Source organism: Bergeyella zoohelcum ATCC 43767 (assembly GCF_000301075.1).
GTDB lineage: Bacteria > Bacteroidota > Bacteroidia > Flavobacteriales > Weeksellaceae > Bergeyella > Bergeyella zoohelcum.
The window spans coordinates 410,279-422,844 of the sequence record NZ_JH932293.1 but is presented as its reverse complement, the minus strand read 5'-3'; the positions used below and the strand labels follow the sequence as shown (position 1 = coordinate 422,844).

Below are 12,566 nucleotides of genomic sequence, written 5' to 3'. Positions count from 1 at the left end.
AAGCCTTACGCTTTCCACTCTACTACCGCACGAATGAATGCTTCTGCATTTTCCACAGGAATATTAGGAAGGATGCCATGTCCTAAATTCGCGATATAGCGGTCTTTCCCGAAACGGGTAATCATTTCGTGTACCATCTTCCTAATGGTTTCTGGCGTAGAATGCAACCTCGCAGGGTCAAAATTCCCTTGTAATGTTACTTTGTCTCCTGCCAGTTTTCTTGCGATTTCTGGAGCAACCGTCCAATCTACTCCCAATGCCGAGGCTTTACTCTTTGCCATTTCCTCAAGGGCAAACCAACAGCCTTTAGCAAAAACCACCACCTCTGTTTCAGAAGCAAGTGCCTCCACAATTTGATGAATATATTGCCAAGAAAACTCCTGATAGTCTGCAGGGGAAAGCATCCCTCCCCAAGAATCAAAAATCTGAACCGCAGAAACGCCATGTGCCACTTTTCGTTTGAGATAAGCAATGGTGGTATCCGTTATTTTTTGAAGTAAAAGATGAGCTGCTTCGGGCTGAGTGAAACAAAATGATTTGGCTATATCAAAAGCCTTAGAACCTTTTCCCTCTACACAATAGCACAATATCGTCCAAGGGCTTCCTGCAAAACCAATCAGTGGAATCTCGTTTTCAAGCTTTTCAAGGGTAATATCTATTGCATCAAAAACATAGCCTAAAGTTTCTTGTACATCAGGAGTAACAATATTTTGAACTTGTTCCATGGTTCTTATAGGAGTCTCCAGCCAAGGACCTACACTTTCCTTCATCTTAAAATCTATCCCCATGGCTTGAGGAACCACTAAAATATCTGAAAAAAGAATGGCCGCATCTAGAGGAAACCTACGAATAGGCTGTACGGTAATTTCTGCCGCAAGCTCTGGCGTCTGACAACGGGTAAAAAAATCATATTGATCCCTCAAGGCTCTAAATTCTGGGAGATAACGCCCCGCCTGCCTCATCATCCACACTGGGGGTCTTTCTACAGTTTCGCCTCTCAAGGCTCTCAGATATAAATCGTTTTTTAGCATTCTTGTTCTTTTTATTTTTTTGAATAATAATTTTTTATCCGCTGGATAAGATCTTCACTGGTACTCTCCGTGCTGGTAATAATGGGCTGTTGGGTATGTTTTTTTAATTCCTTTTCGGTGGTTTGTCCAATGGAAAACACGGTTTTTCCCTCTAAGGAATTATACTTTACGAAGCTACGCACACCACTAGGACTGAAAAAAGCAATGGCATCAAAATTACAATCATTCTTCGGATATAAAAGATGTGTTTCATACACTTCAATCTTTTTATAATCAATATTTTGCAATGGCAATTTTTTATCTAGAATGTCTAATGCTAAATTACCGCAAAAATGTAAAAAAGATTCATTGCTACTATTTTGTAGAATAAAATCAGCCAAATCGGCAGCGTGTTTTTTTACTTTAAAAGTACCGAATCCGTATTTTCTCAGCTCTTTTTTAGTTCTTATTCCTACTGCGTAAATTTTATTAAAATGAGCCAAATCGGTCAATTTTTCTTTAGGGAGAAAGCCATTTTCAAAAAAAGCCCGAACACCATTTACGCTGGTGAATATAAGGGAATGATTTCTAAGGTCAAAAGGGGCTACATGAAGATGCCGAATAGCGATAACTTCCAGAAATTCATGATGAAACTGGGCATCGAAAGCGTTATTCACCTCCTTCTGTAGAGTGCTTTTAGTCCAAAGAATCGTAGTCATTTCTTATGGATTAAGGTTATTTTTTAAGCTGTCCATGATTTCTTTCCCTCCGTTTTCTAGCATCTTTTGTGCGAATGAATACCCTGCAGTTTCAGCATGACAGACAGATATTATCTCATTGATTTCCAAACATTTTTTTCCATCCAAGGTGCACAGCCTACCATGAAAATGCAATTGATTTTCTTGAGTAAATCTCACTATTGCCCCGATGGGTGCGGTGCAGCCTCCTTCCATCGTCTGTAGGAAAGTTCTTTCTATTTCCACACAAATTTGGGTAGGCAAATGATTAATTTTTTCTACAATGGTGTTCACCTCTACATTCTTCTCATGTCCCGCAATGGTTACCACCCCCTGGGAAGGAGCCGAAACCATAAAAGGAAGCGGTTCATAATCAATGTTCAAAGCCAATCTTTTAAGCCCTGCAAGGGAGAAAAGCGTAGCATCTGCAAGTCCGTCATTGAGTTTTTGGAGCCTTGTTTGTACATTGCCACGGATGTCGGTAAATTCAGCATTAGGAAATTCTTTTTTCCAAAAAGCACGCCTCCTTAAACTACTGGTGGCTACTTTTAGTTCATGGAGTGGTTTATCTTTCGCTCTAGGACTTCGTACCAAAACATCTTCGGGAAAATCTCTTTCTAAATAAGCAATAAGTTTTAGATTTTCAGGCATTTGAGTAGGCACGTCTTTGAGAGAATGCACGGCAATATCTATCTCTCCATGGAGGAGCGCAATGTCTAAATCGCGAGTAAAAACTCCCGTAATTCCCATGGAATAAAGTGGCTGAGTAAGGTTTTTATCCCCTGAAGAAACCACAGGAATAAGTTCCGTTTCATATCCTAAAGCGTTGATTTTAGATGCGACTTCTTTTGCTTGCCACATTGCCAAAGGGGAGTTTCTTGTACCTATTTTTATCCGCATGATGATGTTTTTATGGAATTGTAAAGCCAATTAATGTTTTTCCTGAAATTCTCTAAATGCCTGCTGTACCAAAATTTCGTGCATGAGCTTAGTAATTTCCTCGGAACGCAATGGATTGTCTATAATATATTTAGCAAACCTATTGGTAATTTTTTGTATGATTTTATCCGTCAGTTCCATATCATCTATTTTAATATACCTATGCTTTCTATGGATATTGTGCATTTCATTTCGTTCAATATTTTTCAGCATAGCTTTAAAATGATGAATATTAGGTGCGTGTTTCCTTTTCTTTTCCCAGTCAATGAATGCTTTGGTCATCTCCTTGATGATTTCTTCTGCTTTAGGAATTTCTTTTTTTCTTTGTTCAATGGTTTCCGCTATGGCTTTAGAAATGGCATCTACATTGATGAGGGTAACCGCTTTGTTTTCTTCCACCTCCCTTGCTACATTATTCGGGATAGAAAGGTCCAAGATAAGCATTTTTTTATCCTCGGGAATATGTTTTTTATGGATAATAGGCTCTGAAGCCCCCGTTGCCACAATAAGAATATCCGTGTTTTTCAGTTCTGTTTCTAAATTTTGGTAAGGGGTATAAGGAATATTGTATTTCCCAGCAATTTTTTCAGCCGTCTCTGTGGTTCTATTCGCAATTTTAATATGACAATCGGGAGCGTGTTTTAATAAATTTTCTACCGTATTTTGCCCTATTTCCCCTGTACCTACCAATAAAATATTGGCATTATGTAGGTTTTCACTTTGGGTCATGATATAATGCACTGCAGCATAGGAAACAGAAGCAGCCCCCGAAGAAAGAGCGGTTTGGTTTTTTATTTTTTTAGAAATCTGAATGGCAGAGTTAATGGCTCTTTCCAAATAAGGATTACTTCGTTTTTTTTCTTTCTTAAATCGGTTGTATGCTTTTTTGATTTGCCCAATGATTTCAAAATCACCAAGAATCTGGCTTTCAAGCCCTCCTGCTACACGAAAGAGATGATTAAGTGCGGCTTCACGGGTAAATATATTGGCAAATTGTAAAAACTCTGAAAGCGTAACCCCTGTGGCTTTACAAAACTCTTCTGCAATGAGGAGATAGTTAGACGAGGTAGAATAAATTTCTGTTCTATTACAAGTAGATACCACAAAAGCATCTCCTATTTTATTTTCACTAATAGAAGAAACGAAAGATTTTACATGATCATCAAAGAAAGTAAATTTACTACGAACTTCCGCATCAGCTTTTTCATAGCTGATACTCAGTACAGAGAAATGTGCAGTATTATGCAGTTTGTGTAGCTTTTCCATGTTATATCATGCAAAAATAATGAATTTAATAGACATAGTCTCTGTATAATAGTGAGAATTTAAGAAATAGAAAATGAATTAGAATCATTATAAATGAGTCCATAAAAATAGATGGATTTTTCGTGCTTCCGTAAAGTAAATTTATCAATTTATTTGATAAAAAATATCAATTAGGAATCATAGTACTCTTCGTGTTAAAAACCTATAAATGAGTTGATGAAGAATATTAAGTTTAACGCGTTTTACTGTTTTTGGTACTTTACCAAAGTTTTTAGTACTTTGGCAAATAAAAAAGTCAAGACACGCTTATTATGAGAATAATTAAACCATTGACATCTAAACTTAAAAGTTTTTACGCATTAACTTTCCCAAAAGGAAAAGTAGAGTGGATGGTTTTCGGGACTGTTCTTTTTTTGTTTTCCCTTTTAAGCTATTTTCTAGCGATGAACTACCGAATTATTTTCGATAATAGAATTCCCTGGGATGCCTATTTCAGTTTTGATAATAGGGCCATCGTGATGACGGGAGGTGGTTTTGAAAGGCATCCACTTGCTAATTATTTTTTTGATGCCATAAGAGCTGTAGCACTTTGGTTTTCTGATGGTAAAATGAATGCGACATTCAGATGGGTATTGGCTTGGGGAAGCACTTTAGCTACCTCTTTCTCCGTACTGTATGTTTTTAAATATCTGAAAAATATCCTTTCATTATCTAATGCAGTTTCAGTCGCTTTGTCTTTTTTCTTTTGTGCATTTAGCACCAATATTTTATTGTCTTTTACCCCTGAAACTTACCCTTACTCCCAGTCTGCTATCCTACTTTTTTTTCTTTACGCATCTCAACAAATTCAGAGAAGAAAAAAGCTTTCTGTAGTAGCATTATCACTGGGTACCGTGTGCATTGGAGGGCTTACCATTACCAACGCTGTAAAAGTATATATCCCTTTGCTTTTTGAACAAAAAATATGGAAAAATATACGAACATTAGGGCATGGTGTATGGAAAATCGTAGTATCAACAGGAATATTCATGCTGCTAGTCCTCAATCGATTAGACTTTGACTTAGGAAAGCTTTTCAGTAAAGCAACCGCTCAATATGAAAAATTTTCTCAGCCCAAAATCACACCACTTTGGGATATGATTCTTTCATGGTTCGTGGGAGGTAATATGCTTTTCCCTAATTTTATTACCAGAGATTATTATAACGGTAAAACAGGATTCCCATACAAGGCACTTTTTATGGATGTATATTCTTCATTTTTTAACTACCTATGGGTGGGGATAATACTGGTATTGGTCATTTGGGCAGTGATAAGAAATAGAAAACATGCGTTAATCTGGATTTTAGTTCTATCTCTTTTAGTGGATGTTATCATTCATGGGGTTATGAAATTCGGGCTTCATACGGCCTATATTTATGGTGGTCATTTCATTTTTATCATTCCTATGCTCATCGGCTGGCTGCTTTTTTCGTATCGTTCTAATGCTTTTTGGCGAAATATTATTCTGTCTTGTCTTGGCGTTCTTACAGCATACCTTGTGATGAATAATCTCTACCGAATGCAAGAATTTCTATTCTTTTTAGAATTGCACCATTTGGCATAAAGTAAAAACTCTATCTTATTTTTGCTGTAGCGTCATTCCTTTTTGGAATGGAAAATATATAAACAGAATTCTATTTTTGTATAAATAGTTTTGTTTTTAATGCACACTGGTTTTTAATCATATTTTTGAAAATCAAATTGTTATATATTAACATTCCTTGCTAGGGCATAGAGTTCTCAGGATTTTCTCTAATTAATACTTCATTCCTTTTTGGAATGAAATAGATTATTAAATTTATCTCGAAAAGGAGTTTATGAAGAATATTGAGTTGAATGAATTTCATCCTTTTGGGTACTTTGTCAAAGTACTAAAAACCTTTGACAAAGCACTTTAGATGGTCTTAAAACTCAGAAAATTTAGGCGAAATCAAAAAGTGAAAACGAGTTCATTTTATGTAAAACGATAAAGCCTATATTTTGCTTAAAAGATGAATTACTTCATCTCTTACCTCTTGATAATTTTGGGGCATTTTTTTGCTTGACCAGAAGAGCATTGCATGTGCTTTTCCATTCCATTTATCGTGAAAAAGAGGTTTATTGAGACGGTAAGATTCTCTTAGAAGTCTTTTAATTCTATTTCTATCTACGGCTTTTTTAAAATTTCTTTTAGGTACGGAAACGCCTATTTTCATAGCGTCTATATGCTCGTTTTGCAAAAAAATAATACGAAGATGTTCTACTGACTTCCATTTCCCATGCTTAAAAAGAGCATCTAAATCACTCTTTTTTTTGAGTTTTTCTTTTTTTCCGTAGGCATGCTGTTTCATCATGATTTTTTTACAATAGACTGAATTACTTCTGCAGCTGCAAAAAGCCCAAATGCGGCAGGGATATAACTGATGGTTCCATAAAAAGATTTTTTAAAATGAGTCCCGTCGGTCATTTTCAGGCTGGTTTCATCTTGTAGTTCGGTACTGAAAACACATTTTATCCCCTTATGGATAGAATGTTCTCTTTTAAGTCTTTTTCTCACTTGTTTAGCAAGGTAGCAATTGCTGGTTTTAGAAATATCTCTCACCAAAATTTTAGAAGGATCCATTTTACCTCCCGCACCCATTGCCGAAATGATTTTTAGCTTCTGTCTCTTCGCTGCTACGATAAGTGCCAGCTTAGGCGAAAGACTATCTATGCAGTCTAATACATAATCAAAATGATTTTGTGCCAATAGCTCTGGCATGGCTTCGGGCTGAAGAAAATTTTCTTTTACCGAAAGATTTAGTTGAGGATGAATGTCTAAAAGCCTTTTGCCTACCAGCTTAGCTTTAGATGCTCCCACGGTAGAATGGAGTGCCGGTAGCTGTCTATTAATATTGGTAATATCCACAGTATCTCCATCTATAATCATCATATTCCCCACGCCTGCACGAGCCAAAAACTCCGCTGCGAAAGAACCTACTCCTCCCAGTCCTACTACTAAAACATTTGCAGATTTTAGCTTTTCTATACCTTCTTCTTTTATGAGAAGTTCACTTCTCTCTAACCAATTTGTCATGGATTCCTAAGTTAATTAAATTCTCTTTTATTCTGTCTTTCATCCACTGTTCACTTTTTCCTAAAACTTGAGCAGCTGTAGTATATACTTGAGAAATGGGCATATCCTTAGCATCTGTTTCTAAAAAAAAGGCGTCTTCTGGCATGGCTTTTAGCGTCTCTTGCAAGGAAGAACTATGCGTCAGCTGAGTTCCGAAACTCAATAAAAAACCATGTCTTACCAAATCCATTGCAAGATGTTTATTCTTATTAAAACCATGAATTACCATAGGAACTTTCGCTTTTTTTCTAAAAGGTATGAGGGCATCATATTGTTTTACACAATGAATAATCATCGGTTTTCCAAGTGTGTTTGCCCATTCTAAATGAGCATGGAAAACTTCTTTTTGAAGCATAGTGGAAGCATTACTCCGCACATCCAGCCCACATTCTCCAATCGCCACACAATTTGCTAACTGAGCTTTCTCCTTAATTTTATCAAAGGCTTCCTCCCAATTTGGAGGAATCTCCATAGGGTGGATGCCTAAGGAAATTAGCATTTCATGAGGAGTGTTTTCCAAAGAAGCATTGAAAATACCATCGCGAACGCCTAAATGGTGATGATGAAAATCAAAATAACACATTTCAATGCAAAAATACAATGATTTTTTGGATTCAGGATTTTATTTTTCCTTTCCTATTTCGTTAAGTAATAGTAAATCAATCATATCAAATCCACTTTTGAACAATAAGCCTCAAGGAGCTGTAATATTATGCCCTAAAAAACCATATTTTTCATTAATTTTGTCCATGACTAATTTTTCAAAAAAACATCTATTATAATGTCAAAAATTTATTACACCCTAACCGATGAGGCTCCAATGCTGGCAACTCATTCTTTTTTACCTATTGTAAAGGCTTTTACTAAACATGCCGATGTAGAAATCGTAGTACCAGACATCTCTCTTTCGGGAAGAATCTTGGCAAATTTCCCTGAATCTCTTACCGAGGGACAAAGAATACCAGATTTCTTAGCAGAGTTAGGAAAGTTGGCTACACAACCCGATGCCAATATCATTAAACTCCCTAATATCTCGGCATCCGTTCCTCAATTAGAAGAAGCCATTGCAGAACTTCAAAAACAAGGCTACAATGTACCGAACTATCCTGCCGAGCCGAAAAATGATGAGGAAAAAGCCATCCATGCTAAATATGCTAAAGTATTGGGTTCAGCGGTAAATCCTGTGCTGAGAGAAGGAAACTCTGATAGAAGAGCACCGAAATCTGTAAAAGATTACGCAAAAGCCAATCCACACAGAATGGGCGAGTGGAAAACGGATAGTAAAACGGCGGTAGCTCACATGAATGATGGAGATTTCTTCGGAACTGAAACCTCTACTACAGTGGAAAATGAAGGAAAATTCAGAATTGTTTTCTACGGAAATGATGACACTGAAAAGGTATTGAAGGATTTCGCTCCGCTGAAAGCAGGAGAAGTGATAGATTCTTCAGTGATGAATATTTCTGCACTGAAATCTTTTGTGAAAAGTGCCATTGCCCAAGCAAAAGAAAAAGATGTTTTGCTCTCGGCACACCTTAAAGCTACGATGATGAAAGTTTCAGACCCTATTATCTTCGGAGCAATCGTAGAAACTTATTTCGCTGATGTTTTTGAGAAATACAAAGAAGAGTTTGATGCATTAGATATCAATCCTAATTTTGGATTGGCAACACTTTACGAGAAAATTTCAGGCTCTCCAAAAGAAGAAGAAATCAAAGCTGCAATTGCTACCACCATAGCCAATGGTCCAAGACTGGCAATGGTAAACTCTGACCAAGGTATTACCAATTTCCATGTTTCTTCAGATGTCATTGTAGATGCTTCTATGGCAGCTCTAGTGCGTGGCGGTGGTAAAATGTGGAACAAAGATGGCAAGGAAGAGGATACCATAGCAATAATTCCAGACCGCACCTATGCAGGTTTCTATGATGCCATAGTAGAGGATATGAAGAAAAACGGTGCGATAGACCCTACTACTTTTGGTACTGTACCGAATGTAGGTCTCATGGCTCAAAAGGCAGAAGAGTACGGCTCTCATGATAAAACTTTCCAAGTATCAGCAGAAGGAACAGTGAAAGTAGAGGACGAAAATGGAAATACGCTTTTGGAACAAAAAGTACAAGGTGGTGATATTTTCAGAATGTGCCAAACGAAAGATGCTCCTATTCAGGATTGGGTAAAATTAGCTGTGAATAGAGCAAGGCTCAGCAATACCCCAGCTATTTTCTGGCTAGACAAAGACAGAGCACATGATGCACAAATCATTAAAAAAGTAGAAAAATACCTTCAAAATCACGATACCACAGGGCTAGATATTCGCATTTTAGATGTGAAAGATGCCATGCTAGAAACCCTGAAAAGAGCAAGAGAAGGGAAAGATACGATTTCCGTTTCTGGAAATGTATTAAGAGATTACCTTACTGATATGTTCCCGATATTAGAACTGGGTACTTCGGCAAAAATGCTTTCTATTGTACCACTGATGAACGGAGGAGGGCTATTTGAAACAGGAGCCGGCGGTTCTGCACCGAAGCATATTGAACAATTCCTTCATGAGGGCTATTTGCGTTGGGATTCTTTAGGTGAATTCTTAGCATTACAGGCGAGCTTGGAACATCTGGCACAAACACAAGGAAATGATAAGGCTCAAATTCTTGCTGACGCTTTGGATGCTGCCAATGCGAAATTCTTACAAACGGATAAATCTCCTGCAAGAAAAGTGGGAGGAATAGATAATCGTGGTTCGCACTTTTATTTAGCCATGTATTGGGCAGAAGCTTTGGCTAATCAAACAAAAGATGCCGAAATTGCAGCGAAGTTCACCCCTATCGCTCAAGCAATGCAAGAGAATGAAGCCAAAATCAATGAAGAGCTTATAGGAGCACAAGGTGCTGGTCAAGATATTGCAGGGTACTACCACCCAAATGAAGCGAAAACTTATGCCGCAATGCGTCCAAGTACTGCACTCAATGCTATTATAGATAAACTATAAAAGGGACAACGACAAGAAAATGAACCCGTCTCAGTATAAACTGAGACGGGTTTTATGAATGTAATGATTAAAAAAATTAATCATTCAACTTAAGCACCGCCATAAAGGCAGATTGTGGCACCTCTACACGCCCGATTTGCTTCATTTTTTTCTTTCCTTCTTTTTGTTTTTCTATATTTTTTTTATTTGTAGCATCATTTTTGATATTGTCTGTATTTGAAATCTTATTGCTACCAATATAACATATTGAACCTAAAATACCCAAATAAAAAATTAAAATTAACCCCCAATGTTTTTTGAATATATTTTCATTATGTCTCGTGATTAAAAGTAAAACCAAAAGAAATGATATTAAGCCAGTTGAGAAAACTAATAAAAATAAAATCGCACTCCAAATATCTTCTACAAATTGAAAACCTGAAACAGAACTCATTACAAAGGCTATAACAGCTAAAAATATACCCATCAATTCTATTACTTGAACCCTGTTCTTATTCACTTCTAGCAAAAGACTACTTACTTTTTTTAAAGGTTCTATCTGTGTTTTTAATGCCTGATAGCTAGAATTTAATATTTCATATTTATCGTGAGCGTCCTTATTAGGTGCTGGTAAAACAAAGGAAGAATATATGAAAGTGTTATCTATCATACACTCATTATAATCTACACGATATATAAAGTTACTATGTTGTGAAGACCACTCCATATTAGCTTTATATTTTTCATATTCAGGAGCTAATTTTTCATTAATAAAACTTTCTAATTCTTTTATTTCTTCTAATGAAATATTTTCTTTTTGTAAATTATTATTAATTATATATACTATTTTATCAATAAATTTATATTGTGGAAAGTAATTCTTATAATCGCCCTTTATTTTTTGATACTCTTCATAAATTCTATCTTTATTTGAACATGTCTTTAAAAATAATGAAAAACGATTATTTATAGCATATTGTAAAATAACATCATATACATTATCTTTTTGTTTAAGTTCAATAATTTTTATGATTTCATCTAACTTATCAAGTCTTTTTTCAACATCTTTGTAGTATTTGATATAGAAATGTATATCCTGGCATGAATACTTCCCTAATTCTTCATCTTTTATTTGTTTAAAAGATCTTTTTAATTCTCTTTCTCTTCTTTCAAAATAATGATTATTGATATATTCTACCATATTTTTCCATCTTTCTCCATAGGAAATAACCTGCTCTTCATAATTTTCCTTTTCTTCACCATCAATAATAGAACTAATATCTTTATTATCAACCTCTGCTCTTTTGTACCACTTAAATAAAAGAAAATTTGCTTTTCTTAACATTTTTTCCTTTTGTTGTGTTAAATATCCACCTGTATGAATATAAGATTTAAGTCGCTCAATATTAGAAGCCGATTTATAATGTTCATGTAATTGAACATCATTGACACATAAATCAAGATTTACTAAAAATAGATTATATTCCTCTTCATTGCCAATTATACTTCTTCTATTTTGTGAAATACTAAAAATATAATCTTTATCTTGATTTATCAAAAATCCAAAATTATTAATAAATCTAATATATTCCTCTAATAAATTTTCTATTAGGTAAATTTTCTCCCTTACAACTGATAAAAAATGGATTACACTTTGATTGTCAATACCTTGTAATCTATTTTCCAATTCTTCGGAAGAGAATAAAGAATTTTTAATTTCCTGTATATCATTTTTTATTTCTAAATTTCTGACAAACTCTCCTTCTAATACTGAATCAAAAAGTAGAGCAATAATATTTTCAACTTCTACTGACAAAGCAGAAATACTTTCAAATCCGACATCTGGATTTGAAAGTATTTCTGCTATTTTAGTATTGATATCTCTAATTGCTTCAATTATTCTCTGAGTAGGAAAATCATTATCTGTAATATTTTGGCTCATATTTTAGCATTTCTTTTTCCATATCTTCATAACGTCTGTTCAATTTATTATAGTAAATATCCCAAGAAAGGTGAGAGTGACTTATGTCTACTAAATGAAAAGCATCATAAGAAATTAAATCTGAATTTATTTCTTTTATCCTCTCAATATTAGTTCTAATTTTTTCTGAATATTCTCCATTTTTTGGAGTGTAATTTTCTTTGATTCTTAATGTGTTCCTGTCAAGTTCAATACTAAAAAATTTTCCGTTATTTCGAGAATAAAAGTTATAAATATCAGACTCTACATGTCCATATTGCCAAGCCTGAAACTTATTAAAAACATCAAAAAGATTATTCTCTACATCTGCACCAGATACAAAAAACAATAATTTCATTGCTTTTAAGATACTTATATCATTCTCTTTTTCAGGATTTTTTTCCTTATACCAAGAGTTCAGATGATATAAAACTTCTTCAAAAACTTGTATTTTAGTATTTTTAAGCATAACTTTATCGTCGCAAATTTATAAAAATATAATTTAATATAACTAAAAATTATATTAAATTATGATAACTATCATAAAAA

General features: G+C 34.9%; 10 protein-coding genes and 1 pseudogene. 2 read left to right on the top strand and 9 right to left on the bottom strand.

What is annotated here, in order from left to right; translation table 11 throughout:
- Window positions 1-5: 5 nt before the first annotated feature.
- From hemE to hemA, 4 genes are read right to left on the bottom strand one after another with little or no spacing between them, the layout of a single operon-like run.
- Window positions 6-1,031 (bottom strand): uroporphyrinogen decarboxylase, encoded by a 1,026-nt coding sequence (gene hemE, locus HMPREF9699_RS01925; protein ID WP_002661937.1) that lies wholly within the window; start codon window positions 1,029-1,031, stop codon window positions 6-8.
- Between the two features lie 11 nt (window positions 1,032-1,042).
- Window positions 1,043-1,729 (bottom strand): uroporphyrinogen-III synthase, encoded by a 687-nt coding sequence (locus HMPREF9699_RS01920; protein ID WP_002661936.1) that lies wholly within the window; start codon window positions 1,727-1,729, stop codon window positions 1,043-1,045.
- 3 nt (window positions 1,730-1,732) lie between these two features.
- The gene (gene hemC / locus HMPREF9699_RS01915) at window positions 1,733-2,647 is read right to left on the bottom strand and encodes a hydroxymethylbilane synthase (protein ID WP_002661934.1); all 915 of its coding nucleotides are present in this window, start codon (window positions 2,645-2,647) and stop codon (window positions 1,733-1,735) included.
- Between the two features lie 30 nt (window positions 2,648-2,677).
- Window positions 2,678-3,952, bottom strand: a complete 1,275-nt coding sequence (hemA, locus tag HMPREF9699_RS01910) for a glutamyl-tRNA reductase (RefSeq protein WP_002661932.1) — start codon at window positions 3,950-3,952, stop codon at window positions 2,678-2,680.
- 311 nt (window positions 3,953-4,263) lie between these two features.
- Here hemA and HMPREF9699_RS01905 point away from each other — a divergent pair, with 311 nt between their 5' ends.
- Window positions 4,264-5,556: a DUF6080 domain-containing protein gene (locus HMPREF9699_RS01905; protein ID WP_245946095.1), complete on the top strand. Its 1,293-nt coding sequence runs from the start codon at window positions 4,264-4,266 to the stop codon at window positions 5,554-5,556.
- A gap of 409 nt (window positions 5,557-5,965) precedes the next feature.
- Here HMPREF9699_RS01905 and rnpA read toward each other — a convergent pair whose 3' ends face one another.
- Genes rnpA through HMPREF9699_RS01890 form a run of 3 tightly spaced genes read right to left on the bottom strand, consistent with a single transcriptional unit; the run spans window position 5,966 to window position 7,687 of the window.
- Window positions 5,966-6,325: a ribonuclease P protein component gene (gene rnpA / locus HMPREF9699_RS01900; RefSeq protein WP_375600458.1), complete on the bottom strand. Its 360-nt coding sequence runs from the start codon at window positions 6,323-6,325 to the stop codon at window positions 5,966-5,968.
- Window positions 6,322-7,047, bottom strand: coding sequence for a tRNA threonylcarbamoyladenosine dehydratase (locus tag HMPREF9699_RS01895; protein ID WP_002661920.1), 726 nt, complete (start codon window positions 7,045-7,047; stop codon window positions 6,322-6,324). Before HMPREF9699_RS01895 ends, rnpA begins: the two co-directional genes overlap by 4 nt.
- Complete coding sequence (locus tag HMPREF9699_RS01890; RefSeq protein ID WP_245946097.1) at window positions 7,022-7,687, bottom strand: TatD family hydrolase; 666 nt, start codon at window positions 7,685-7,687, stop codon at window positions 7,022-7,024. The genes HMPREF9699_RS01895 and HMPREF9699_RS01890 overlap by 26 nt, the downstream gene beginning before the upstream one ends.
- Before the next feature lie 180 nt (window positions 7,688-7,867).
- Between HMPREF9699_RS01890 and HMPREF9699_RS01885 the strand changes: the two genes are divergently transcribed.
- Window positions 7,868-10,078, top strand: a complete 2,211-nt coding sequence (locus HMPREF9699_RS01885) for an NADP-dependent isocitrate dehydrogenase (protein ID WP_002661917.1) — start codon at window positions 7,868-7,870, stop codon at window positions 10,076-10,078.
- 76 nt (window positions 10,079-10,154) lie between these two features.
- Here HMPREF9699_RS01885 and HMPREF9699_RS11615 read toward each other — a convergent pair.
- A pseudogene (locus HMPREF9699_RS11615) lies at window positions 10,155-10,262 on the bottom strand (hypothetical protein); the annotation flags it as partial.
- Between the two features lie 1,714 nt (window positions 10,263-11,976).
- Window positions 11,977-12,486, bottom strand: a complete 510-nt coding sequence (locus HMPREF9699_RS01875; RefSeq protein ID WP_002661913.1) for a type II toxin-antitoxin system antitoxin SocA domain-containing protein — start codon at window positions 12,484-12,486, stop codon at window positions 11,977-11,979.
- Window positions 12,487-12,566: the final 80 nt, after the last annotated feature.

Bases quoted from the DNA above. Each gene is read 5' to 3' on its own strand.
- hemE (WP_002661937.1), bottom strand. From the start codon at position 1,031: ATGCTAAAAAACGATTTATATCTGAGAGCCTTGAGAGGCGAAACTGTA.
- HMPREF9699_RS01920 (WP_002661936.1), bottom strand. From the start codon at position 1,729: ATGACTACGATTCTTTGGACTAAAAGCACTCTACAGAAGGAGGTGAAT.
- hemC (WP_002661934.1), bottom strand. From the start codon at position 2,647: ATGCGGATAAAAATAGGTACAAGAAACTCCCCTTTGGCAATGTGGCAA.
- hemA (WP_002661932.1), bottom strand. From the start codon at position 3,952: ATGGAAAAGCTACACAAACTGCATAATACTGCACATTTCTCTGTACTG.
- HMPREF9699_RS01905 (WP_245946095.1), top strand. From the start codon at position 4,264: ATGAGAATAATTAAACCATTGACATCTAAACTTAAAAGTTTTTACGCA.
- rnpA (WP_375600458.1), bottom strand. From the start codon at position 6,325: ATGATGAAACAGCATGCCTACGGAAAAAAAGAAAAACTCAAAAAAAAG.
- HMPREF9699_RS01895 (WP_002661920.1), bottom strand. From the start codon at position 7,047: ATGACAAATTGGTTAGAGAGAAGTGAACTTCTCATAAAAGAAGAAGGT.
- HMPREF9699_RS01885 (WP_002661917.1), top strand. From the start codon at position 7,868: ATGTCAAAAATTTATTACACCCTAACCGATGAGGCTCCAATGCTGGCA.
- HMPREF9699_RS01875 (WP_002661913.1), bottom strand. From the start codon at position 12,486: ATGCTTAAAAATACTAAAATACAAGTTTTTGAAGAAGTTTTATATCAT.